The 24,528-nt window shown below is 60.1% G+C and carries 22 protein-coding genes; 12 read left to right on the top strand and 10 right to left on the bottom strand.

The annotated features are described in order from the left end of the window. Nucleotides 1–79 precede the first annotated feature (79 nt). Nucleotides 80–1,999: a 1-deoxy-D-xylulose-5-phosphate synthase gene (dxs, locus tag AAFN47_RS18435; RefSeq protein ID WP_499810711.1), complete on the top strand. Its 1,920-nt coding sequence runs from the start codon at nt 80–82 to the stop codon at nt 1,997–1,999. Here the strand turns inward: dxs and nagA are convergent, their stop codons facing one another. Genes nagA through AAFN47_RS18420 form a run of 3 tightly spaced genes read right to left on the bottom strand, consistent with a single transcriptional unit; the run spans nt 2,000 to nt 5,057 of the window. Next, nucleotides 2,000–3,163, bottom strand: coding sequence for an N-acetylglucosamine-6-phosphate deacetylase (nagA, locus tag AAFN47_RS18430; RefSeq protein WP_499810710.1), 1,164 nt, complete (start codon nt 3,161–3,163; stop codon nt 2,000–2,002). Beyond that, nucleotides 3,160–4,182, bottom strand: coding sequence for an SIS domain-containing protein (locus AAFN47_RS18425; protein WP_499810709.1), 1,023 nt, complete (start codon nt 4,180–4,182; stop codon nt 3,160–3,162). Before AAFN47_RS18425 ends, nagA begins: the two co-directional genes overlap by 4 nt. Further along, nucleotides 4,179–5,057: a glucosamine kinase nucleotide-binding domain-containing protein gene (locus AAFN47_RS18420; protein ID WP_499810708.1), complete on the bottom strand. Its 879-nt coding sequence runs from the start codon at nt 5,055–5,057 to the stop codon at nt 4,179–4,181. Before AAFN47_RS18420 ends, AAFN47_RS18425 begins: the two co-directional genes overlap by 4 nt. 328 nt (nt 5,058–5,385) lie before the next feature. Between AAFN47_RS18420 and AAFN47_RS18415 the strand changes: the two genes are divergently transcribed. Genes AAFN47_RS18415 through AAFN47_RS18405 form a run of 3 tightly spaced genes read left to right on the top strand, consistent with a single transcriptional unit; the run spans nt 5,386 to nt 8,493 of the window. After that, the gene (locus AAFN47_RS18415; protein ID WP_499810770.1) at nt 5,386–6,528 is read left to right on the top strand and encodes an MFS transporter; all 1,143 of its coding nucleotides are present in this window, start codon (nt 5,386–5,388) and stop codon (nt 6,526–6,528) included. Continuing rightward, the gene (locus AAFN47_RS18410) at nt 6,512–7,270 is read left to right on the top strand and encodes a TlyA family RNA methyltransferase (protein ID WP_499810707.1); all 759 of its coding nucleotides are present in this window, start codon (nt 6,512–6,514) and stop codon (nt 7,268–7,270) included. The genes AAFN47_RS18415 and AAFN47_RS18410 overlap by 17 nt, the downstream gene beginning before the upstream one ends. Next, complete coding sequence (locus tag AAFN47_RS18405; protein WP_499810769.1) at nt 7,264–8,493, top strand: class I SAM-dependent RNA methyltransferase; 1,230 nt, start codon at nt 7,264–7,266, stop codon at nt 8,491–8,493. The genes AAFN47_RS18410 and AAFN47_RS18405 overlap by 7 nt, the downstream gene beginning before the upstream one ends. Before the next feature lie 19 nt (nt 8,494–8,512). Here AAFN47_RS18405 and AAFN47_RS18400 read toward each other — a convergent pair whose 3' ends face one another. The 3 genes from AAFN47_RS18400 to AAFN47_RS18390 form a co-directional block, all read right to left on the bottom strand. Next, entirely contained in the window at nt 8,513–8,899 is a 387-nt protein-coding gene (locus AAFN47_RS18400; protein ID WP_499810706.1) for a hypothetical protein, read from the bottom strand. 147 nt (nt 8,900–9,046) lie between these two features. Next, nucleotides 9,047–9,823 (bottom strand): crotonase/enoyl-CoA hydratase family protein, encoded by a 777-nt coding sequence (locus tag AAFN47_RS18395; RefSeq protein ID WP_499810705.1) that lies wholly within the window; start codon nt 9,821–9,823, stop codon nt 9,047–9,049. Nucleotides 9,824–9,833: 10 nt separating this feature from the next. Further along, complete coding sequence (locus AAFN47_RS18390; RefSeq protein ID WP_499810704.1) at nt 9,834–11,627, bottom strand: acyl-CoA dehydrogenase family protein; 1,794 nt, start codon at nt 11,625–11,627, stop codon at nt 9,834–9,836. A gap of 184 nt (nt 11,628–11,811) precedes the next feature. Here AAFN47_RS18390 and AAFN47_RS18385 point away from each other — a divergent pair, with 184 nt between their 5' ends. The 4 genes from AAFN47_RS18385 to AAFN47_RS18370 all read left to right on the top strand — a co-directional run bounded on the left by AAFN47_RS18385 (nt 11,812) and on the right by AAFN47_RS18370 (nt 15,548). Further along, nucleotides 11,812–12,786: an L-threonylcarbamoyladenylate synthase gene (locus tag AAFN47_RS18385; RefSeq protein ID WP_499810768.1), complete on the top strand. Its 975-nt coding sequence runs from the start codon at nt 11,812–11,814 to the stop codon at nt 12,784–12,786. A 46-nt stretch (nt 12,787–12,832) separates the two neighbouring features. Beyond that, the gene (locus tag AAFN47_RS18380) at nt 12,833–14,251 is read left to right on the top strand and encodes an FAD-binding oxidoreductase (RefSeq protein ID WP_499810767.1); all 1,419 of its coding nucleotides are present in this window, start codon (nt 12,833–12,835) and stop codon (nt 14,249–14,251) included. Between the two features lie 116 nt (nt 14,252–14,367). Further along, nucleotides 14,368–14,970, top strand: coding sequence for a HupE/UreJ family protein (locus AAFN47_RS18375; protein WP_499810703.1), 603 nt, complete (start codon nt 14,368–14,370; stop codon nt 14,968–14,970). Next, entirely contained in the window at nt 14,967–15,548 is a 582-nt protein-coding gene (locus AAFN47_RS18370) for a HupE/UreJ family protein (RefSeq protein ID WP_499810702.1), read from the top strand. The genes AAFN47_RS18375 and AAFN47_RS18370 overlap by 4 nt, the downstream gene beginning before the upstream one ends. A 6-nt stretch (nt 15,549–15,554) precedes the next feature. Here AAFN47_RS18370 and AAFN47_RS18365 read toward each other — a convergent pair whose 3' ends face one another. The 4 genes from AAFN47_RS18365 to AAFN47_RS18350 all read right to left on the bottom strand — a co-directional run bounded on the left by AAFN47_RS18365 (nt 15,555) and on the right by AAFN47_RS18350 (nt 20,569). Continuing rightward, nucleotides 15,555–16,547, bottom strand: a complete 993-nt coding sequence (locus tag AAFN47_RS18365; protein WP_499810701.1) for a HupE/UreJ family protein — start codon at nt 16,545–16,547, stop codon at nt 15,555–15,557. Next, nucleotides 16,544–17,416: a peptidyl-prolyl cis-trans isomerase gene (locus AAFN47_RS18360; RefSeq protein ID WP_499810700.1), complete on the bottom strand. Its 873-nt coding sequence runs from the start codon at nt 17,414–17,416 to the stop codon at nt 16,544–16,546. Before AAFN47_RS18360 ends, AAFN47_RS18365 begins: the two co-directional genes overlap by 4 nt. A gap of 77 nt (nt 17,417–17,493) precedes the next feature. Beyond that, complete coding sequence (locus tag AAFN47_RS18355) at nt 17,494–19,434, bottom strand: DUF3604 domain-containing protein (protein WP_499810699.1); 1,941 nt, start codon at nt 19,432–19,434, stop codon at nt 17,494–17,496. Nucleotides 19,435–19,615: 181 nt separating this feature from the next. Further along, nucleotides 19,616–20,569, bottom strand: coding sequence for a LysR substrate-binding domain-containing protein (locus AAFN47_RS18350; RefSeq protein WP_499810698.1), 954 nt, complete (start codon nt 20,567–20,569; stop codon nt 19,616–19,618). Nucleotides 20,570–20,763: 194 nt separating this feature from the next. On the opposite strand from AAFN47_RS18350, the gene katG reads away from it, so the two are divergent. From katG to AAFN47_RS18330, 4 genes are all read left to right on the top strand, one after another. Next, on the top strand, nt 20,764–22,938 hold the full coding sequence (gene katG / locus AAFN47_RS18345; RefSeq protein WP_499810697.1) for a catalase/peroxidase HPI: 2,175 nt from the start codon (nt 20,764–20,766) through the stop codon (nt 22,936–22,938). Nucleotides 22,939–23,221: 283 nt separating this feature from the next. Continuing rightward, nucleotides 23,222–23,632, top strand: a complete 411-nt coding sequence (locus AAFN47_RS18340; protein ID WP_499810696.1) for a metallopeptidase family protein — start codon at nt 23,222–23,224, stop codon at nt 23,630–23,632. A gap of 161 nt (nt 23,633–23,793) precedes the next feature. Then, nucleotides 23,794–23,946, top strand: a complete 153-nt coding sequence (locus tag AAFN47_RS18335) for a hypothetical protein (RefSeq protein ID WP_499810695.1) — start codon at nt 23,794–23,796, stop codon at nt 23,944–23,946. Nucleotides 23,947–24,176: 230 nt separating this feature from the next. Further along, complete coding sequence (locus AAFN47_RS18330; protein ID WP_499810694.1) at nt 24,177–24,299, top strand: hypothetical protein; 123 nt, start codon at nt 24,177–24,179, stop codon at nt 24,297–24,299. The last annotated feature ends 229 nt before the right edge of the window (nt 24,300–24,528 follow it).

Raw genomic sequence — 24,528 nt, 5'->3', positions numbered from 1 at the left:
CTTGGGGCTGCATTGCATTACCTGAACCTTTAGCAGCGGCCCTTGAACAGGCTGCAGGCCAGCGAAGCAAGGCGAACATTTGAGCACCAGGCCGGACACACCACTCCTCGATCGCGTGAAAATTCCCGCCGATCTCAAACAGATCGAAGACAGGGACATGAATCAGCTTGCAAGCGAATTGCGGGCGGAAATGATCGACGCTGTTTCGATTACCGGCGGGCACTTGGGCGCAGGCCTCGGCGTGGTGGAATTGACGCTGGCGATCCACAAGGTTTTCGATACCCCAGAAGACCGGCTGATATTCGATGTCGGCCACCAGTGCTATCCGCACAAGATTTTGACCGGACGCCGCGATCGCATCAGGACATTGCGCCAGGAAGACGGATTGTCCGGCTTTACGAAACGCGATGAAAGCGAATACGACGCCTTCGGCGCCGCCCACTCCTCGACGTCGATATCGGCGGGCCTCGGCATGGCTGTGGCCGCACAAATCCAGGACAGGCCGCGCAACGTAATCGCGGTGATCGGCGACGGCGCGATGTCGGCCGGCATGGCCTATGAGGCCCTTAACAACGCCGGCGCTCTCGACGCGCGGCTGATCGTCATCCTCAACGACAACGACATGTCGATCGCTCCGCCGACCGGCGCCATGAGCGCCTATCTGGCGCGGCTTGCCTCCGGCAGGACCTATATGGGCTTTCGGGAATTCGGAAAGAAACTGACCGGATATCTCGGCAAGGCCGTCGACCGCGCGATCACCCGCGCCGTGGAGCATGCGCGCGGCTATGTCACCGGCGGCACCCTGTTCGAGGAGTTGGGCTTCTATCACATAGGCCCGATCGACGGTCACAATTTCGAGCATCTGCTGCCCGTGCTGCGTAATGTGCGGGACAACGCGCAAGGTCCCGTGCTGATTCATGTCGTGACCCAGAAAGGCAAGGGCTATGCGCCCGCCGAAGCCGCCTCCGACAAGTATCACGGCGTTTCCAAATTCGATGTCATCACCGGCGCCCAGAGCAAGGCGAAGGCGAATGCGCCGAGCTACACGAAGGTCTTCGCACAGGCGCTGATCCGCGAAGCCGACGAGGACGACCATATTGTCGGGATTACCGCAGCCATGCCGTCCGGCACGGGGCTAGACCTGTTCAAGGACGCGCATCCGGGCCGCTGCTTCGATGTCGGCATAGCAGAGCAGCACGCCGTCACCTTTGCGGCGGGGCTCGCCACCGAGGGCTTGAAGCCGTTCGCGGCGATCTATTCCACCTTTCTGCAGCGCGCCTACGACCAGGTGGTGCATGACGTGGCGATCCAGAAGCTGCCTGTGCGTTTTCCGATCGACCGCGCCGGTTACGTCGGCGCCGACGGCGCGACGCACGCCGGCTCCTTCGACGTGACTTATCTTGCCACCTTGCCGGGGTTTGTCGTCATGGCAGCCGCGGACGAAGCCGAACTGAAGCATATGGTGCGCACGGCCGCGGCCTATGACGAAGGCCCCTGCTCCTTCCGTTATCCGCGTGGCGAAGGCGTCGGCGTCGAATTGCCGGAGCGTGGCTCCATACTGGAAATCGGCAAGGGTCGCATCGTCAGGCAAGGCGGCAAGATCGCCCTGCTTTCGCTTGGAACCCGGCTCGCCGATTGCCTGCTGGCTGCTGAAGACCTGGACGCCGCGGGACTTCCGACGACGGTCGCGGACGCCCGCTTCGCCAAGCCGCTCGACACCGATCTGATCATGCAACTGGCGCGTCATCACGAGGTGCTTGTCACGGTCGAGGAAGGCGCGATTGGCGGCTTCGGCGGCCACGTGCTGCACTTCCTGGCGCATCAGGGTCTGCTTGAAAACGGACTGAAGGTCCGCCCTCTAATAATGCCGGACGTCTTCATGGATCAGGCGAAGCCAGAGACCATGAACAGCCGCGCCGGCCTCGACCGCACGGGCATCGTCGACACCGTGTTTCGGGCGCTCGGTGATTCCGGAAAGCTTACCTCCACGCAGGCCTGATCAGGCCGCTTCGAACACCGCCGTTCCGCCGATCCAGGTCCTCATAACCTGCAAATCGTCGTCGAGTTCGATGAAATCGGCGTCGAAGCCGGGTTCCAGCTTTCCCTTCCGGTCGGCGACGCCGACGGCCTCGGCCGGATATTGCGAGGCCATTGCAATCGCCTCCTCCAGCGGCAAACCGATCTCGGTCATCAGATAGCGGACAGACGAGGCCATATCGATGTCGGCGCCAGCCAGCGTTCCATCTTCCAGTGTCAGACGTCCATTCTCCCTGCGAATATGGCGTCCGTTCAGTGTCAAGGATTTAAGATCCGTTCCGATCGTCGACATGGCGTCCGTGACGACAAAAATCCGGCCCGGGCCTTTTTTTGCGCGCAGCGCCGCGCCGAATGCAGCCGGGTGGACGTGGAAACCATCGGCGATGATACCGGCGTAAAGAACGCCACTGTCGAGAGCCGCGCCGACCAGTCCCGGCTCGCGATGGGCCAGCGGACTCATGGCGTTGAAAAGATGCGTGACCATGTTGGCTCCGGCGGCAAAGTACTCCATGGCCGTGGCGTAGTCGCAGTCGCTGTGGCCCAGACTGACGGAAACGCCAGCCGCCGCCAGCCTTTCGACTTGCTTGAGCTTCGTGTTTTCAGGCGCAATGGTGGTTATCAACACCGGCAATCGCGTCCTTGCGTCAATAAGGCGTTTCAGGTCGCGCTCGGTCATGGCGCGAATAAGGTCTTTGCTGTGCGCGCCCCTCTTCGCCTTCGACAGGTGCGGGCCTTCCAGGTGCAAGCCGAGAAAACCCGGGACGCCTGTGCGATGCGCCTCGAAGCCTGCTTTGAGCGCTCGCCGAGTCACATCCGTATCATCGGTGATCAGCGTCGGCAGGATCGCTGTCGCGCCAAAGCGCGCATGGGCCGAACAGATTGCCCTGATACCGTGGACGTTCGGCTTATCGTTGAAAAGTACGCCGCCGCCGCCGTTAACCTGCAGATCGACGAAACCCGGAACCAGCATCGCGCCGGCTGCCTCGACGGTTTCAAAATCCGCCGGAGCCAAGCCTGCGGACGCGATGCCGACGCAGCGGTCGCCATCGACGAGCAGAACCGCCTTTTCATGCCACGCGCTTCCGTCGTAGATTCGCGGGCTCGATATGGCGCGTTTCACCGTCATAGCGTCACCGTGACCTTGCTCAGACGTTCCGGCCGATCGGGATTACGTCCAAGACGCCGAGACAGTGCTTCAATCAGGCCGTAATATGGCGCGATTGGCAGCAGCGCGTTGAGCAGCGGGTGGCCGCTGTCCGGAACCGGCAAAGAACGCGCATTTTTGCACAAGAACGAGGTTGCGAATACCGAGGCGCCCTGCGCCGCCAAGGCGTCGGCTGTAACGACGATGGAAGTTTCGGCGCCGTCCCGCGCGGCGATCGCGAGAACAGGAAAGGCAGGCTCGACCAGTTCCACCGGCCCGTGCATGACTTCCGCCGCTGAATAGGCTTCCGCATGCACGCCGCAGGTCTCCTTGAATTTCAGAGCCACTTCGCTGGCGATCGCCAGCGTCGGACCGCGGCCAAGAACGAAGACGGAGCGCGCGTCCTGAAGCATCTGCTCCATTCCGCTCCAGTCGCAGACAATCGCCTCTCTCAAACGATCGGGAAAACGGTCCAGCGCCTGGCCCAGCGCCGGCGACGGCGAAAGCCGCGCGATGATCGCAAGGCCGGCGACAACGGAGCAGACGAAAGATTTTGTCGCCGCGACACTGCGCTCCGGGCCGGACACAAGGTCAATGACGTAATCAGCCGCATCGGCCAGGGGCGACGGCAGTGTGTTGACGAGGGCGATCGTCGTGGCGCCGCCTCGCTGCAAGGCGTTTGTCATGGCGACGATGTCCGGACTCTGTCCTGACTGCGATATTGAAAAGCTTACAGCGTTCGCTGCTTTCGGCGTGACGCCGTACAGGGAGGAAAGCGACGGCCCGACGGAAGCGCCGAGAAGTCCAAGCTCGATTTCGCAGGCAATCTTCAGGAAATGCGCCGCGTGGTCCGACGATCCGCGGGCGACCGTAACAATATAGCCAGGGTCCGCGGCGCGGAATGCGTCAGCCGCATTCATAATCGCATCCGCAGACTGTGTAAGCATTCGCTCGACGACGTCCGGCATCTCATCGATTTCACGCCTCATATTTGTCGTCATTTGGCTTGTCCGGTTTCTCGGAATTCATGCACCGCAAGCTGTACGGCGCCGACAAGCGCATCGGTTTTCGGCGGTTTGAGAATTGCTCTGAAGCGCGCTCCGATGCGGGACTTATAAAGCTCTGCAAGCCCACCAAGCAAACAGAGCGCTTCGCATTCGGGCCACAAAAACGCTTGCAGTTGCGCTTCCACCTCCACAAGCGTCGCATCCAGAATGTCCAGCGCCACGGCGTCGCCTTCATTGGCAGCCGAGAACACCCGCGGAGCGAAGCGCGCGAAATCGGCAGGCCTGGCCTGCTGGGCGAACTCGGCGAGGCGCATTGGATCGCGATCGAATTCCGCCAACACCGCGGTCGTCAGGGGCGTATGCGCCCGGACATGGTCATAAGCCAGCAGTGTCTCCTGCAAGAGCTCCCGACCGATCCTGGCGCCGCTTCCCTGATCGCCGACGGCGAAGCCCCAACCTCCTGCGCGGAAAATCGAACCGTTTCGGCGTCCAAAAAGCACCGAACCGGTTCCCAGCACAATGACCGCTCCGTCCATGTCGCCAAGCGCGCCCTGCAGGGCAGTTCCGGCGTCGTCTTCAATAACGCACCGCTCGAACGGCAGATGCCCCCTGACCGCTTCGGCCGCGGAGGCAAGGTTGGCGCCGGCGAGCCCCAGAAAGGCGGGAAGCGAGGTGAGCGTCGCATCACCGTGTCCGGCGTCGGCGAGCGCCGCGCGCGCTGCTTTCACGATATTCGCCGCAGCGCCTTGCGGGTCGGTTGAAACATTGGCCGGACCGGAAACGGCGCGCCCGAGGATCGCGCCGCCATGATCGGCCACGGCGGCCCTGCAACTTGTGCCTCCACCATCCACTGCCAATATCAATGTCATACGAATCCTCGATTACGCGGCGATACTATCAAAGAAATACCCACCACCAAGTGGGAAAGCGCGCGCCTACTTATTTTTACCCTTAAATTTCATGGATTTGGCTTCTTTTCCATAGTGCGAATACTCTGCACTTACGCCACTCTGAACTGACAGCAAGAAACTGGAAATTTGGTCAAAGGGAATCTCTTGCAAAACTGAATATACAATGATGCGGGACTCGGAGCAGCATCGAAGGCGCGCTATCGACATGCATAGACCCGTCTGCTAAACGTTCCGCCCTCCGCGACGCCATGTCCGCGACACCCCAAACCGGCTCCTACACACGATGATGAACAACGCCCGCGTCCACGTGTCATTGCTGTTTCTCGTCAACGGCTTCCTGATCGGCAACTGGGCGCCCAAGATTCCGGAATTCGCCGAAAGGCTGCTGCTCGACGAAGGGCAGCTCGGCGTCATGATCGCGGTATTCGGCATGGGCGCCCTTGTCACCATGCCGATGACAGGCGTCGTGATCGCCCGCATCGGACCCGTTTTCGCCGTACGGCTTACGGCGCTCGTCGCAGCATCAACACTGTTGTGGGTGACATTGGCGCCCAACCACGGGCTTGCCGCCCTGTCGCTGTTCGTGTTCGGCGGTTCGATCGCCGGCATGGATGTGGCGATGAACGCCGTGGCAGTGGAAGTCGAGCGCAGGCGCGGTGCGCCGATCATGTCTTCGTGCCACGGCTTCTGGAGCCTCGGCGGACTTTTCGGCGCGGTCGCAGGCGGCTATCTCTTGCAATATTCAGGCGTCATGCAGCATACGCTGTTCGTCACCGCGATTTCGGTGGCTCTGGTCGGATTCGTCCTGCTCGGCCTGCGCCTTGAGGATGCGCCGGCGGAAGCCGAACAACGCCAGCCGATCCGTTTTCCGCGCACGCTGCTACCCTACATGATCGGGCTGCTGGCGCTTTTTTCAGCAATGCCAGAAGGCGTCGTCATCGACTGGAGCGCTCTCTATCTACGACAGGAGTTGAACGCCGACGCCTTTGTTTCCGGACTGGCGTTCGGCGCATTTTCGGCGGCCATGGCGACTGTGCGATTTTTCGGCGATCCCGTTCGCAAGCGGCTCGGCGCCGTCAGGACTGTCCAGATCTGCGCCAGTTCCGCCTTTGTTGGCTTCCTTATCGCCGGCACGGCGACATCACCCGAAATAGCAGTCGCGGGCTTCCTGATTACGGGCCTTGGCCTCTCCAACCTCGTGCCAATCGCCTTCTCCGCAGCCGGCAATCTGCCGGGCATCGCTCCCGGAATTGCCCTGTCGTTGACCACGACGATCGGTTATTCCGGCATACTCGTCGCTCCGGTGTTGATCGGCTATGTCGCGGAATACACCAGCTTCAGCGCCATTTTCACCGGGCTCTCGCTGATGCTGTTCGCAATTCTACTCATGGCCCACAATTCCCGTTACGCCGATGTCGGAAAAACATGACGCCAAACGCCAACGGCTCGACCAGTTGCTGACCCAACTCGGCCATTTCGACAGCCGCGCCCGGGCGCGCGACGCCATTCTTCGCGGCACGGTTTCGGTTGATGGCGGGGTCTGTGCGAAACCCGGCGCCAAAACCCCGGAGAACGCCGTGATTGCTATCGATGACCCTGCGCGGGGTTATGTGTCACGCGCCGCTCTGAAGCTGGTCGCAGCGCTCGATCATTTCGATTTCCAACCGGCTGGACGTTGTTTACTCGATATCGGCGCGTCGACTGGCGGTTTCACCCAGGTGCTCCTCGAACGGGACGCTTCACATGTGATCGCCGTGGACGTGGGACACGGACAGCTCCATGGTTCGCTGCTTGCTGACGAGCGGGTGACAAACCGCGAAGGCGTGAACGCCCGCGATTTGCCGGAGTCTATTGCCGACGGACGAACAGTGAGCGGCGTTGTCAGCGATGTCAGCTTCATCTCGCTGCGTCTCGCCCTGCCCAAGGCGCTTGGAATGGTTGCGCCGGGAGGTTTTTGCGTGCTGCTGGTCAAACCACAATTCGAAGCCGGAAAGGAGGCGATCGGCAAGGGCGGTATTTTGCGTGATCCCAACGCGGGTCTAAAGATCGCAGACGACCTGTCTACGTGGCTCGATAGCCTGCCGGGATGGAAGAGCTTTGGCTTTATCCCCTCCCCCATAGAAGGCTCCGACGGAAATCGCGAGTTCCTGCTTGGCGGCGCAAGATTATGACTGAGACGGTTTTGATTGACGCCATGGGCGCACAGGGTGACGGCATCGCCGAAAACGGCGGTTTCGTTCCCTTTACACTGCCGGGAGAAACCGTCTCGATCGAACGTCACGGCAAGGAAGTCATCCTGACTGACATTGTGAAGGCTTCGGAAAGCCGCAGGGAACCGCCCTGCTCACATTTCGGACCATCTGGCGATCTGTGCGGCGGATGCGTTACCCAGCATGCCAATGACAGCTTCTACCGACGCTGGAAACGCCAACTCGTCGTGGACGCGCTCGCATCCAGAGGCATCCAAACCGAAATCGCTGACCTGCATATCTGTGAACCGGGCGAACGGCGGCGCATCGTGCTGACGGCGCGCAAAACCGGAGAAGGCCCAGTGCTCGGATTCAATCAGGCGGGAAGCCACACTGTCTTTGCGCTTGAGCGATGTCACGTCGCGACCGACGGTCTTAACCGCAAACTCGGAGATCTCAAGGCGCTCGTACAGCACATTCCCGGAAAGTCGCTACGGCTTACGGCCCTGGAAACAGAGACCGGTCTGGATGTCGCGATTTCTGGCGGACCTGCATTGCGCGCGCCCCAACGACAAGCGGCCGTCGCCGAGGCGTTGAAGCGTGATATCGCGCGTCTTTCCTGCAACGACGAAATTCTGATCGAGCCGCGCAAACCAGTTCTGCAATTCGGTAAGGCTTCGGTGACCCCGCCGCCCGGCGGCTTCGTCCAGGCCGTATTGCAGGCTGAAAAGACCATGACCAGCCTCGTGCTCAGCCATCTGAATAAGTCGAAACGCATCGCTGATCTCTTTAGTGGCTGCGGAACCTTTGCGCTGACTCTTGCCGCACAGTCAGCAGTCCACGCAGTTGAGAGCGACACCGCGTCACTCGCCGCGCTCGATCGCGCGGCGCGTCATACGCCGGGACTGAAACCTGTCACGAGCGAAAGGCGAGACCTCTATCGTCGGCCGTTGACAAGAAATGAATTGAAGACCTTCGACGGCGTGATCCTTGATCCGCCGCGAGCTGGCGCCGAGCAGCAGTGCCGGGAACTTGCAGCGTCAACGGTCCGAAGGATCGCGGCCGTCTCCTGCAATCCGGTGACGCTCGTCCGCGATCTCGAAATCCTGACGGCGGCAGGTTTTGCAGTGAGGTCCGTCACGCCGATCGATCAGTTTCTCTGGACGCCTCACGTGGAGGCAGTAGCGCTGCTCGAACGGCGTTGACCGATCAGGCCGCGCGTCGTCATGTCTTCTTGTGATCAACGCTTTCCATGTCAGCAGGAATACAATTGATCGCGATCGTCTCCATGCCGGTGTCGGCCTTGCCGTCGCAGTCAAGAGCGGTGGGGGCGCCGGATGGCGGATCGATATTGAACACCGTGTGCCCCGGGTCGTCTTCCGGTTCGCTCGACCGCAGCCCGGAAACGCCGTTATCGCAGGTGACTTCACTGTGCTCGCTGAAAATTGCAGCGGGCACCACAAAGATGTGCGCGGCCTCGTGGCTGGCGGAGCAGAAAGCACTGCTGAAACTTTCGAAACTGTCAGCTTCCGCGACGATGGACTGTGCTAATGATGGCGTTGCAGCGACAACTGACAGAACCATCAAGGATGTACAGACTGCTCGTGACATCGCGTCACCCTCCCTAGCTGTTCGATACTTACGAAAGAACTATCTAGGCGTGCAATGTTCGCACATAAGCTCAGAAAATCAAGCACAGGTCTCGCCAGCGCCGCTCTTGGACAGGGCGAGGCGAGAATCCTTCTCGTAGAAAGACCGTCAGCCCGCCTTTCGGCTCTTTGCGAGAAACGCCTCGAACGCGGCGCGCGCCTCGGCGGAGCCCAGCCGTTCGCTGAACCTGGTCGATTCTTCTCGTATCCGCCCGACTACCTCTTCACGCGTTCCACCGCGCATCAATTCACGGGCGATCTGCATGGCTTCCGGCGGTTTGGACGCAATGGTTTCCGCCGCAGCAAGCGTCGAAATCTCGAGTTCTTCCTCGCCCACGACCTTGTAGACCAAACCCGCGTCACGGGCGTCTTCGCCGCTAAACCCGACACCGGCGGCAAGCATCGCGAAGGCGCGCTGATAGCCCATCACGCGCGGTCCGAGCAAACTGGAGCCGGCCTCCGGCACCAGCGCCAGGTCTACGAAGGGCGTTCGAAATTCAGACCGCGCGGTGGCGAAGGTCATGTCGCAGTGGAAATGCATCGTTACACCGACGCCAATCGCCAGACCGTCCACCCCGGCGACGATCGGTTTTTTGGCGTTCGCAAGCCACATCAGGAAACGGCCGACCTCGCCTTCGCCAATGCGTCCATTCATGGCGTAGCCTAGAAAGTCTGACAAATCGTTGCCGGCGGTAAAGCAGCCCGGCGTGCCGAGAAAGACGTGAACGCGAACGGCGTCGTCTGCGTCGCCGGCCTCAAGCGCGTCGGCCATGATGCGGTACATGTCTTGCGTTATGGCGTTCTTCTTGTCAGGCCGGTTGAAGCGGATTACCTGAACCGCGCCGCCATATTGCTGTGGTCGCTCGACCAGAACGTGTTCACTCATCATCTTCCCCCTAGACAGCCAGCGCCAGTCGCGCGTTGAACAGACTTTCAGCGCCGCCGGTCACGGCCTGACGAAGCGCCGCCGTTTCACCGAGAAGATTTTCGGCGCAGAACCGGCAAAGAGCGATGCGGCGCGGCTCGTTTCCGTCTCCTGCATCGGCAAGCGCGCCCTTCGCCAGGTAGACGGAGCCGGCGGCAAGACCGAACAGACGCTGAAAAGGTGTGGCGCCAGCGAGCGCTTCGCTCATCTTGCCCTCGCTATGCGCCGTCATCAGCCAACGCGTCGCGTCTTCCAGATCATCGAGCGCAGCTTCCAGGCGATCGGCGGTGGTGCCGAACTCCGGATTGTTACGCCGCGCCACATCTGCAGCGATCTCGCGGAGTTCGGCGATATATCCAAGAACGTGCTCGCCGCCGGACTGCGGCAGCTTGCGCATGACAAGATCGATCGCCTGAATGCCGTTTGTGCCTTCATAGATCGGAGCAATGCGCGCGTCGCGCAACAGGCAGGCCGCGCCCGTTTCCTCGATGAAACCCATGCCGCCATGAACCTGCACGCCGATAGACGCCGCCTCGACGCCGATATCGGTCGAAAAGGCCTTGGCGATCGGCGTGAGCAGGTTCGCCCGTTCCTGCCAGAACTTTTGCGCATCAGCGTCGCCCTGCTCTTTGGATGCGTCCGCCATATCGATTGCGTGGGCGCAACAATAGGAAATGGAACGCGACGCCTGAACCATCGCCTTCATCGTCAGCAGATCGCGCTGGATGTCCGGATGTTCGATGATAGGGCTCATGCCATCACCGGTCCAGCCGGGCGCGCGGCCCTGGGTGCGTTCCTGGGCGTAGGCCAGCGCATGCTGGTAGGCGGCATCGGCCACGGCGACGCCCTGGATGCCGACATTGAGACGCGCATTGTTCATCATGGTGAACATGCAGGCGAGGCCCTTGTTCTCCTCGCCGATCAGCCAGCCTATAGCGCCGGGTGTATCGCCCCGGCTGCCGTCGCCATAAATCATCGTGCAGGTTGGCGAGCCGTGAATGCCAAGCTTGTGTTCCACGCCGCTGCAGAAAAGATCGTTGCGCGCGCCGGGAGCGCCGTCTGCGTCGGGAATGAATTTCGGGACGAGGAAAAGCGATATGCCGCGTGTTCCGGCCGGCGCATCCGGCAGACGGGCAAGAACGAGATGGACGATGTTGTCTGCGAAATCATGTTCGCCATAGGTTATGAAAATCTTCTGGCCAAAAATACGATATGTCCCGTCGCCGACAGGTTCAGCGCGGGTTTTGAGCGCGTTGAGATCGGAACCTGCCTGCGGCTCGGTCAGGTTCATCGTGCCTGTCCATTCGCCGGTCACCAGCTTTTCAAGATAGATGGACTTGAGCTCGTCGGTGGCGTGTTTTTCCAGCGCCTCGATCGCGCCCATGGTCAGAAGGGAGCAAAGACTGAAGGCCATCGAACTGCCGTTCCACATTTCGCTCGCCGCGATCGAAAGCATCATCGGCAGACCCTGCCCGCCGAAATCCGGTGATCCGGTCAATCCGTTCCATCCGCCGTCGATCCAGTTGCGGTAAAGTTCCTTCCAACCTTCCGGCGTTGTCACAACGCCGTCGGACAGCGGCGTGCCAGCCTCACCGGCGAGCGCCAGCGGTGATATCTCTTCAGATGCAAATCGCCCCGCCTCGGTCAGGATTGCGTCCACCAGATCGTCGGAAAGATCGCCGAGCCGTCCTTCGTCCAGCGCGGTTTGCAGGCCGGCGACATGCTTGAGCGTAAAGGATATTTCGTCAACGGGCGCGCGGTACATATGCCGATCCTCTGCCTTGTCGACGCTTTGATGCGCGCCGATGTCTTGCTTCCGGTTTTGCGAACCGGCCTAAGTTATTTTTACGTAAACGTCAATCAGCGGCTTCACTGACGACGCCTCCCTGAAGCAGCCGCTTTTAACGTTGAGCAGCCGCCGCAAGGCTGCTATCAGCCTCAACATAGATATGGTAAAAGTCTCCATCATCCACAACCGATCTGAAGCGCTTGATGAAGCCTGCTCTATGCTCGCCAACGGCGAACTGGTGGCGCTCCCCACGGAGACCGTTTACGGGCTTGCCGGTGACTCGACCAATGGTGAAGCCGTGGCGCGTATTTTCGAAACCAAGGGACGCCCGCGGTTCAATCCGCTGATCTGCCACATGTCGGGCATCGACATGGCGCAGCGCCACGTTGTGTTCAATGATCTGGCTCGCAAGCTCGCCGAAACATTCTGGCCAGGCCCGCTCACATTGGTGGTTTCAAAACGGCAGGATTCCCTAGTTCATCCCCTGGCGAGCGCGGGTCTGGAAACACTGGCCGTAAGGACGCCAACCGGCTTCGCCAACGAACTGATCGACCGCTTCGGCAAACCGCTCGCCGCGCCCAGCGCCAATCGCTCCGGCAAAGTCAGCCCGACATGGGCCGATCATGTCGAGGCCGATCTGGGAGATAGCGTTGGACTGATCCTGGACGCGGGACCTGCGACCGTGGGCGTGGAATCGACGATCGTAAAGGTGGACGGCGACGAGATCTCGCTGCTGCGGCCAGGCGGACTGGAAGCCGAAAGCATCGAGTCCGTCGCCGGCGTACGCTTGATCCGGCCGGCATGGGGCGAAGCCGCAATCGAGGCGCCGGGCATGCTACGCTCGCACTACGCCCCGAAGGCCCGGCTGCGAATGAACGCAACGTCCATCGAGCCCGGCGAGGTGCTGATCGCCTTCGGCGGCGTCGCTGTGGGAGGTTTGGAGCATGCTGCCCGCGTGTTCAATCTCAGTCCGAACGCCGACCTGGTAGAAGCGGCGGCGAACCTGTTCGACACCATCCATCAGGCCGACTGCATTGGCGCCGGCATGATCGCCGTTGCGCCGATTCCCGAGCAGGGGTTGGGCGAAGCGATAAATGATCGGCTGCGTCGCGCCTCTGCGCCGAGGAACACGTGAGTATTTGAGTCTCGACCAGCGGTCCCGATGCCGCTATGTCTCGGTCATGATCAGCGACGCAACCATCGAACGATTCAAGACCATTGTCGGAGACCGCTACGCCGTCACCGACGTGAATGAAACAGCGCCCTATCTGCGTGAGCCGCGCGGATTGTACCACGGCACGACACCGCTTGTTCTGCGCCCGGCGAACGCAGGCGATATTTCGCAGATCCTCGCGCTTGCCACGGAAACCGGTACTCCGATTGTCCCGCAATCCGGCAATACAGGCCATGTCGGAGGTCAAGTGCCGCTCGACGAGCAGCCGGCGATCATCCTGTCGCTGTCCCGTCTCAATGCGGTGCGTTCAATCGATCTGTCGGCGAATGCGCTGACGGTCGACGCCGGTTGCATCCTGCAGGACATCCAGAGAGCGGCGACGAACGCAGACCGGCTGTTTCCGCTGTCACTCGGATCGGAAGGCTCCTGCCAGATCGGCGGCAATCTGTCGACGAACGCTGGCGGCACCGGCGTACTCGCCTATGGCAATGCGCGCAATCTGTGTCTCGGACTGGAGGTTGTGCTGCCAACCGGCGAAATCTGGAACGGGCTCAGAACCCTGAAAAAAGACAACACCGGATACGATCTGCGTGACTTGTTCATCGGCGCGGAAGGAACGCTCGGCGTCATTACCGGCGCGGTGCTGAAGCTGCTACCGAGACCAAAAGGCAGACAAGTGGCGATCGCCGGGCTTAAGTCGCCGGATGATGCGCTTGCTTTCCTGAGTATTGCGCAGCAGCAATGCGCCGGCGAACTTACAGGCTTTGAACTGATGCCCCGGATCGGCATCGAATTCACCAGCGCCTATATTCCGGGCGTCCGCGACCCGCTGGAAGGCACGCATCCGTGGTATACGCTGATAGACCTGTCGTCCATGCGATCCGAGGAAGAAGCGGCTGCCACGATGGAAACCCTTCTTGCGACTGCATTCGAAAAGGATCTTGTTCAGGACGCCGTGATCGCCCAGTCGGAGGTCCAGAGGGACGCGTTCTGGCATATACGCGAGACCATGTCCGAGGCGCAGAAGAGCGAAGGCGCATCGATCAAGCACGACGTCTCTGTGCCGGTGTCTGCAATCCCGGAATTCTTCCGTAAGGCGGATAAGGCAGTGCATCAGGCAATGCCGGACGCCCGGATCTACGCTTTCGGCCACATGGGCGACGGCAATATCCACTACAATATCCAGCAGGCGAAAAACGCCGACGGCTCGGCGCATCTCGCCCGCCGGCACGAGATTAACGACATGGTCTACGACATCGCGCTTGGGATGGGAGGATCGATCTCGGCCGAACACGGAATCGGACAGATGAAGCGCGACAAGCTGGCGGCCATTCGTCAGCCGATCGAGATTGACCTGATGCGCCGCATCAAGACGAGTTTCGATCCGGCCAACATCATGAACCCCGGCAAGATTGTATGTCCCTGACAAACAATCGCGCGTTCTCAATAACCGAACGCGCTGGACAGCAATCGGCGCGCGGGTAAAGTACCGAATATTCGTTTGTGCTTCGCGCCAGTTATGCAGATTCAGGGTAAATGAAGATGAACAACAGCCTTTCAACCAAATTCCTGCTTCCTTCGATCGTCTGCCTGTGCGCGCTGGCGGCCAATCCGGCGATGGCCCATGAGGGCGCAGGAGTCATTGGCGGTTTCGCCTCCGGTTTCATGCATCCAATTCTCGGCTGGGATCACGTGGCGGCAATGGTCGCCGTCGGCCTGTGGGGCGCATTTCTGGGCGCTCCGGGAATATGGCTTCTTCCGATTGTCTTTCCACTCGTGATGGCGGTGGGCGGCGCGATGGGAGTCGCCGGTGTACCGCTTCCGGCGGTCGAGACCGGCATCGCAGCCTCGGCTGTCGTGCTCGGCATCATGGTCGCGCTCGGCGCGCGGCCGCCTCTTTGGGTCGCTGCGATCATTGTCGGCGCCTTCGCGATATTTCACGGCCACGCCCACGGCACGGAGCTGCCAGCGGCGGCGGACGCTGTTTCCTATGCGGTCGGTTTTGTCATCGGCACAGGTCTCCTGCATCTGGCAGGAATCGCCCTTGGCATGACGACGCGCTGGGAGACCGGCAAGGTGGCCGTGCGCGCCGCCGGCGGTGCGATCGCGGTCGCCGGACTTGCTTTCCTGACCGGAGTTGCATGAGCCGACTTCTTTTTCTGACGGTCTTTTTGGGCGGGGGCGTTGTCTCCGCTCGAGCGCACAGTCCGGTTGCGGGCGTCGGTGAATTCTACAACGGCATGCTGCATCCGCTTCTTGTGCCGGCCCAGCTTGTCACGCTTCTGGCGCTCGGGCTCGTCGTCGGACAACACGCGCCGAAATCCAGCAATATTGCCCTTCCGGCCTTCGTTTTCGTTTTGCTCGCCGCTCTGGCCATTCCGACGCCGCCCGTGTCGGAAGTCACTCTTCTCTATCTCGCCCTCGCCTGCGGTCTTGCAGCCGTCCTGGCCTTTGACGCCGGCGCCATCGGACCCGCGGCATTCGCGGTAGTCGTCGCTGCGATCATTGGCAATACGGTCAACGCAGACATTCCCTCGGAACAGTCGCCCTGGTTGCTGCGGGCCGGATCGGCGCTCGGCGCCACATTGATCCTCATCATTTTCGGCGGAGTGGCGGCGCTTCTGAAAAGCCGCTGGAACGGAATTGCGACCCGGGTTCTCGGATCGTGGGTCGCCGCCGTCGCCCTGATGATCATCGCGCTGAGCTTTGCTCCCGGCGCTTAATCCGGTTCAAAAGGCCGCGACCCGCTCCACGAACCAGAATGCAGCGACCGAACCGACGCCGTATGCCGCAATCATCTGCGGCATACGACTGTTCAGGACGACAAGCTTGCGGATCAGAGCGATAGCGATCAACACGACAAAAATGAACAGGAGTTGCCCCGCTTCAACGCCGAGATTGAAGGACAGAAGCGCCATCGGCACATCCTTCTGCGGCAATCCGATTTCCCTCAGAGCGCCTCCGAAACCAAAACCGTGCAGCAACCCGAAGGCAAAGGCGATCAGCCAGGGATAGCGGATCGAGATATCCCGGCGTCCGCGCTCCCGGTTGATGATTTTGGCCGCGACTATGACGATGCTCAAGGCAATCAGGGCCTCCACAGGCTGTTGAGGAGCGCTCGCCCAACCGAAGGCGGCGAAGGCAAGCGTGATGGAATGCGCCACCGTAAAGGCGGTAACTGTCTCGACGAGTAGCCTGACACTCGGAATCAGCAGGAGCAAGGCCAGCACGAACAGCAGATGATCGACGCCTTGCAGGATATGCTCCATACCCAGCAGGAAATAGGTTCTTGCAGTATCGAGCAGCGACGGGCTGGATGCGACGGTTATTTCAGGTCTTTCAGGCGTCAGCCGAGACGTCTGGACCGTGCCGTCGCGCCGTGTAAATCGAAAGAGCACATCGGTATATGTCGCCGAGAGGCCGCCAATGCCAATCGTCCGGTTTTGCAGCCCGTCGACGCATCGAATACGCCAGCGATTGACACGGGCGCTGTTCGTTCGTTCGCTGGTCACGGGCGATACGTCTTCGCACGCTTGCGGAAACTCGACATCGAGCGACAGGCGGAAATCGCCGCGCGCCGGCGTTTTCCAAAGCACGTCGTACAGATTTGCACCCTCTTCACGGATATCCAGAAAGGCCGGCCGCAACTCATGCGCGGCGGCCGCGCTGGAGAGGGACAGAGCCAGCATCAGTCCGGCCAGCCGCAGCAGAGAAGATTTCACTGTCTCGCCTCTTCGGCGGAACCTTGCGGCCAGTCGACAATGACTTCGTAGTTCTCCTTCATGGCATGGTAACGCTGCTCGGCGATTTTCCTGCGGCGCTCGTCACGCCAGTCTCGAAGAACTATTTCCCGAATTTCATCGAGACCGGGTTGTCTTTCAGGCTCGAACGCACCCAGACGCACGAGGTGAACGCCATAATCCGACCTGACCGGTCCGGACCACGCGGCGAGCGGCAATGTCTCGAGCGCAGACGCGAATTTCGGTCCGAACAAGGCTTCGATCTGGCGGCGGCCGCTCAGCGCCATCGACCGAGGAAGCATGGTCGCGTCCCCCAAACCGCTGTTTCCCGTCGAGACGTCCTCTTCTTCCAGTGACGACAGCAAGGCGCGGGCGTCGACCATGGCTTCACCGTCGCGCCGCGCAGGGTCGAAATAGACCTGTCGAAAGGATGCACGATAGGGAACAACGTAATTCTGTCGGTTCTTTTCGAGCCATGCAGCGAGTTCACCCTCGTCCGGAATCATTTCCTGCTCGTCGGGTTCGACAAGGAACTCCATTTTCTGCTGCAGACGCCGCCGAAAGATCGTGTCGTCCTGGTCGAGCCCAAGTTTCCGGCCTTCACGGTAATAGATTTCCTCCTTTACGAAGGCCTGGACAAGGCCCTGCAATTCCTCCTCGGTCGGCGGTCTCTGCCATGTTCGCGCGAAGATTTCCGAGATCTGGGCAATTCGACCGGCTCCGACCTGTACGATTTCGCGTGGAGGTTCGGGCGGCGCGCGGTCGAGATAAAGATACGCGCCAAACGTTGCTGCGCCGATCAGCAGGAACTGGACGACAGGTTCGCGAAGCATCTGGCGCAACAAACTCATGAGAACACCATTTCCGACGGTGGACACAATTCGCCAGTCAGTCCTTCATCTCCGCGCGGAAGCAGGACCTCGCAGCGTCATTCCTCCGGATTGTACCAGATCGGCGAGGTGTAGGCGCGTTCCTGCAGCGTCATGCGTGTGCCCTCCAGAGGTGTGGAGCCAAAGCGATTCGCATCGTAGGCGGTCCATCGCGGTGTCGGTATCTCGATAACGCGGCCGTAGTAGAATGCGGGTTGGGCGGGATCGAAATCGGGGTCTTCCCAAACCGCGATCAGTTCGGGCGCGCCGATGGTATTGGTCCAGTTTGCAGCTTCAACGTCGACGGTGCTGCCAACTGCGGGAACCTTCCCGTCGTCTCCGGGCTCACGGTCGCCCGACCACGCCACATCATAGATCTTTTCGTGCAGGTCTCCATTGGCGTCCATCCAGCCCTTGATAATCTGATAGCGATCGAGATTCGCGCCAATCGGGTCTTTCAACGCGGCGATAAGGAATGTCGGCGCTTTGCCGTCAGGCGCATTTCCGAGATCGCCTCCCATCGGCACGCCCTTCGTGTAACCAATATCGGCCGGCAGACGGTCCTCGGCGTCAGCCTGTGCGAAATCCCATCCTCCGAAAAATCTTACGACCATTCGCGGGCCTGTGGTCGCATAGGTTTCCCTGCGATACATGGCGTCCCAGAGAGCCTCTCGGGTATTGTCCTCGGCCCAGACGGCGGCATATCCGGACGCGCCGACTTCCCAGTCCATGATCTTGATTCCTGTGGCCGGATTATCGACGAACACAGCCTTCATGCGCTCCGGGCTCGGCTCCTGCGGCGTTGTCTTGCCGAAGAAATTTTCTTCGGCCATGGCCGCTAGTCCTGTGTGCGCGTCGCTGCTGCCAATGAGGCCGAATTTGTACGGATTGACGCCAAGCTCCTTTTCCAGCTTCAGGCCGTTCTTGAGAGCGGAGCGCGAATATTCGAACTCAAGCATGGCGTCGGTCTTCGGAACGCTACCGTCGAGATTGCCCTTGTCCCAGAGTTCGAAATCCGCGAATTCGTCATTGGGAGAAAGATAGGGGTGGGCTTCGCCCGTACCCTTGGTCTGCGTCGTCTCGTAAAGGCGCTCCCATTTCGCTCTCGTTTCGGCGTAGCCGCTGTCGAGTTGCTTGCCGAAGGCTTCTTCGACCGGAAACATGACACCGTTGCTCAGATTTCCGTTGTGCGGAATTGCAAGCACATTGCCGCCGGTCTTGTCTTCATAGGCCGCCATCCATTCCCAGAGGTGAACCGGATTGTCGCTTCCAGGCGCATACACCGTGAACGGCACGACCTGGCTGGCCTTGTCGCCATTGTCGCGAAAGATGACGTTGCGGTGGAGGTTGTTCCCATCGGTGTTTGACGTCCATTCGTAGCCGATGAAAGCCGTGAAGCGTCCGGGATCGTTGTAGGCCTCAGCGGCGTCGATCGTTTCCTGCCAGGCGTGCTTGTAGGCAGGCTGGCCAGGACCGTAGTAAATTTCTTGCGGAAAGGTGTTATGCGAAAAGGCCGTAATAATCTCAATCGCAGCTTCGTTTCCTTGGCCGTTCTTGACCATGTTGTACCATTTGCGGCCGGTGGGATCGGCGAGCACGTTCGGCTTGCCGGCGAACAGATCGGGGAAGAAACCCATATTGTCGGAATGGTCTGCAACGACCAGGAAATCGAGTGGGCGCGACAACTTCACCGGCTGTCCGGAAGACGCTGTCACCTGTTCGCCGCGGGCGAACCTGTAAGCATCGCGCGGCGTCAGACGCGCGCCAAATGCTCCCGCATCCATCGAGAAAGAGGTATGGAGATGAGTGTCGCCGAACAGAGGCCTCGTCGGGAAGTTCCGATCAGCATAGGGCGAGTACGCCTTTTTGTCCTGAAAAGCGCGCTCGGCCTTCAGGTCAGTCAGACTGCCGGAGTCCGACTGAAAATCCTGAGATACAGCGGGTAAAGGCGCCCCTATTACAAATGACGCCATTGCCAACGAAAGCAACCATCGTGTCATTGCACTCCTCCATAGATATGATCCTGTTCAAGAATATTATGAACTATAAATATACCACAATCATGGCCAAGACCAACGAGGACTATTTACAGCAAAACTCGAATAATTCGATTTTAATGTTTCATCGCCTTTGTTTCCCGCACAGAGATATGATTTGGCACGACGTGTTACGCTCATGCATCTATGCAGAAAGACCAGCAGACTCGTCAGTCTTCGTCGGAGGCGCAGCCGGCTGCTGATTACGCAACGCATCGGCTGACTCCCTCACGATTTCGGCGATCTGCATGAGTTGCCCTGCCAGCGGATTCGTTTTCCGCCAGATCATGCCGATCGTGCGGGAGGGCTGCGGATCGGCGAAGCGCACGACGGACACCGAAGCCGAGCGCGTTTCTACAGGAACCGCCATTTCAGGAATGAGCGTCACGCCTATACCGGCGCTAACCATCTGAACGAGCGTCGAGAGCGAACTTCCGTCGAGCAGTTCTCGCGACAGGCCCGTATGGATGTTGCAGAAGGAAAGCGCCTGATCGCGGAAACAATGCCCTTCCTCGAGCAGCAGCAGCCGCATTTCCCGCAGCATGTCGCGATCAGGAATGGGCTTGCCCTCGTCCTCGCCCGGTCGAACCAAAACGAAACTTTCCTTGAAAAGCGCAACCTCCGTTAATGACGGCTCCGACACCGGCAGCGCCACGATCGCCGTGTCGATCCGACCATCCTCCAGTTCCTGGATCAGCTTCTGGGTCTGGGTCTCCCGCAAATGGATATCCAGACCGTCATGCGCCCGGGCGAGATTTCCGATGATCGTCGGCAGAAGATATGGCGCAATCGTTGGGATCACACCGATCCGAAGCCGTCCCACCAAGCGGTTCTGCGAAGCGCGGGCAAGGTCGCTCAGTTCATCGACCGAACGGAGAATATCGCGAACGCGACCGGCGAACACCTCTCCGAAATTGGTCAGCCGTATCTGGCGAGCGCCTCTTTCAAAGAGTTCCGTGCCGAGAGAGTCCTCCAGTTCGCGGATCTGCATCGACAGGGCGGGCTGCGAAATTGCACATGCGTCTGCGGCATGTCCGAAATGTCCATGCTGCGCGAGCGATTCGAAATATCGAAGCTGTTTGAGTGTCAGATTTTTCATAAGAAAATCTTATCGCAAAAATCAGAAAATACAACTTTATCTAATCAACAAGAATTATTATAGTTCAAAGGAAGTCAGGACTCAGTCGGCGCCCAGACCGGCGAGCGAGGTGGCTTTTGTTTTAACCAAGCCCGGTGTCCGGGCGCCTGACACCCTCGTAACAACAACCCACGCGACCACGACGGGAGAGAAAAATGGACAAGAAAGTCGACGAATCGGGCAAGTGCCCGGTCTTGCATGGCGGCGTCACCGCCATGGGCAGCAATGTCATGAGCTGGTGGCCAAATGCCCTCAATCTGGAAATCCTGCACCAGCACGATTCCAAGACCAATCCGATGGGCAAGGAGTTTTCCTATCGCGACGAAGTCAAAAAGCTTGATTACGACGCCGTCAAGAAAGATCTGCACGCCTTGATGACCGACAGCCAGGAATGGTGGCCGGCCGACTGGGGCCACTATGGCGGACTTATGATCCGCATGGCGTGGCACGCTGCTGGCTCCTATCGCCTCGCCGACGGCCGCGGCGGCGGAGGCACGGGCAACCAGCGCTTTGCTCCATTGAACTCCTGGCCGGACAATGTGAGCCTGGACAAGGCGCGGCGCCTGCTGTGGCCGATCAAGAAAAAATATGGCAACAAGCTTTCCTGGGCGGATCTGATCATTCTCGCCGGCAATGTCGCCTATGAATCCATGGGGCTGAAAACATTCGGTTTTGGTTATGGTCGGGAAGACATCTGGCATCCGGAAATGGACGTCTATTGGGGCGCTGAAAAGGAATGGTTGGCGCCTTCGGACGGTCGCTACGGCGATGTGGAACACCCCGAAACGATGGAAAATCCGCTTGCGGCCGTTCAGATGGGCTTGATCTACGTGAATCCCGAAGGCGTCAACGGCAAGCCGGACCCGATGAAGACCGCGGCGCAGGTTCGCGAGACCTTCAAGCGCATGGCGATGAATGACGAGGAAACCGCGGCGCTGACGGCCGGCGGACACACCGTCGGCAAGACCCATGGCAACGGCAACGCCGAGCTGCTTGGTCCCGATCCCGAAACCGCCGGACCGGAGGCGCAGGGCCTCGGCTGGGCCAACCCGGAAATGAAGGGCCAGGCGGCGAACGCCGTGACGTCCGGCCTCGAAGGCGCCTGGACGACGCAGCCGACGAAATTCGACATGGGCTTCTTCGACATGCTGTTCGGCCACGAATGGGAACTGCGCAAATCGCCGGCAGGCGCCTGGCAGTGGGAGCCGGTCGACATCAAGGAAGAAGACAAACCGGTTGACGCGAGCAATCCTTCCATCCGTCACAATCCGATGATGACCGACGCCGACATGGCGATGAAGGTTGACCCGATCTACAATGCGATCTGCCAGAAATTCATGGCAGACCCCGAGTATTTCAAGGACACGTTCGCCCGCGCCTGGTTCAAACTCACCCACCGCGACATGGGACCGAAAGTTCGCTACATCGGCCCGGAAGTCCCGCAGGAAGACCTGATCTGGCAGGATCCGATCCCGGCCGGCTCGACCTCATACGACGTCGAGGCCGTGAAGGTGAAGATCGCCGCTTCCGGCCTTTCGCTAACCGATATGGTTTCTACAGCTTGGGATAGCGCACGAACCTATCGCGGCTCGGACATGCGCGGCGGCGCCAACGGCGCGCGCATCCGGCTGGCGCCCCAGAAGGATTGGGAAGGCAACGAGCCCGCCCGCCTGGCAAAGGTGCTTTCGGTGCTTGAGCCGATTGCCGCCGAAACCGGCGCTTCGATCGCCGACGTCATCGTTCTGGCCGGCAATGTCGGCGTGGAACAGGCGATCGCCGCCGCCGGCTTCGACGTGACAGTTCCCTTCACGCCTGGTCGCGGCGACGCCACCGACGAGATGACGGATGCGGAAAGCTTCGACGCGCTGGAGCCACTGGCTGATGGATACCGCAACTGGCTAAAGGACGACTACGTTGTCAGCGCCGAGGAACTGATGCTCGACCGCACGCAACTCATGGGCCTGACCGCGAACGAAATGACCATCCTGGTTGGCGGCATGCGCGCAATGGGCGCAAACCATGGCGGCACAAAGCACGGTGTCTTCACGGACCGTGAAGGCGCGTTGACGACGGATTTCTTCGTCAACCTGACCGACATGGGCAATAGCTGGACACCGGTCGGAGATGGCACTTACGAGATCCGCGACCGCAATTCCGGCGCCGTCAAGTGGACCGCGACGCGCATGGATCTCGTCTTCGGCTCCAACTCGGTGCTGCGCGCTTACGCCGAAGTCTACGCCCAGGACGACAATGCGGAGAAGTTCGTACACGACTTCGTCGCCGCCTGGACCAAAGTGATGAACGCGGATCGTTTCGATCTGATCGACTGATCCGAACCATCGGTTTTTGAGACCATCGGGGCGGCGCTTCAATTGTTCGAAGCGCCGCCCTTTTTCGTGAGTTCTGTTGGCTCTTCAGAACACGATCGCCGTCGTCCTGCCTGATCAGATAGGCCGGCTCCTCTTCACTTGATCTCGACCAGGGAGGAATGCCTGTGAGGCGCGCAAGTTCCCTACGGCGGACGGCAATCGGCGGTGGCGTCCGAAAACGATCCGTCCCATATTGAGCATACCGGTTCAAAATACGTATGAGCCTATGCATGGATGCGAATTGATGGAATTACATCGCAACGATAGCAGTACGCCCAGCCTCGATGAATTCGAATCACTTGGCCGCGCGGCGATGAACGGCCTGCCGGAGGAATTTTCGGCTCTCTGCCGAGATGTCCAGATCGTGGCCGCAGATTACGCATCCGCAGACGTCCTGGACGAACTGGGCCTCAAGAATCCGCTGGACTTGCTGGGCCTGTTCGAGGGCGTCGGCATGGCCCAAGGGGCGATGGAAGTTCGGACTGGACAGATGCCCAACCGGATTTGGCTCTACCGCAACGCCATCCTGGAATATTGGCGTGATCATGACGATACGCTCGAGGCGATCGTTCAGCATGTCCTGGTACACGAAATCGGCCATCATTTCGGTTTCTCGGATGACGACATGGAAGAGATCGAAAACACGACTGACTGAAATCTGAGGTGCAATTTCAACGCTCTTTGCCTGAAATTACCACTACACCTTCCACGCACGCTTACACGCCTGCATTGGATTTCACCTGCAATTGGCAAGCCGCATTTGATCGGCCTGCGAGCGGCCGCCTACCAAGAGCCGCGTAGAAAGGAAAACCCAAGATGGAATGTACAACAAGAACGACAGGCTCGCTGTCAATCGTCGAGATCGCTAGCGCCGTAGACAGCCGACCGGCGGGACAACTCTACGGCGTTCTCGTGGACATTGATCGCGACAGCCAGTCAATACTGATCGTCGATCTTTCGAAGGTGTAGTCGATGACCCGCCCAGGCGTTCGGGGACTGGTCGTCGCTGCGAAACTGTATATGCCTGCAAAGTACAAGTTGCGGATTTGCGGCGCGAACCGCGCAACGGAAGACATGCGACGGGGCCTGAGGCTCGATCATCTTCTGAATATTGATCCGTCGCTTGAAACTTCCCTTGCGACGCTGTTTCCACAGGTAAACGGACCGGGCGTGTTTTCGTCTGCAGGACGCCCGCGGGCATGCCGGCGGACCGGAAACGCGTCCAGATCGACCCCGGCATGGTCTCGGTCGATTTCCACGAAGCCCGGACGCAGGCGAATGGCGAGACGGAGAAAATCTCCTCTCTCGTGCAGGCATGGTAACGCGCGAACTATCTCCTGATGGAGGATTGCGAACTGCCCAACCAGTCGGTTTTCGAAGCGTGGCTCGAACATAAGCGCGGCGGGGCCTAAAGGTTTCGCATCCGGCTGGCGAGTCACCTGGCGATGTCCGGCGACGCCGCCCCGGAAAACACGACGATCAAGGGCGATTGGAACGGCGCCGGCATGCACACCAGTTTCTCGAAGCTACAAACGCGCGCGGAAGGTGGGG

The organism is Hoeflea sp. CAU 1731 (genome assembly GCF_039888615.1).
Classification (GTDB): domain Bacteria; phylum Pseudomonadota; class Alphaproteobacteria; order Rhizobiales; family Rhizobiaceae; genus Flavimaribacter.
The sequence above is the reverse complement of the archived record's forward strand: the minus strand, read 5'-3'. Positions and strand labels throughout refer to the sequence as shown.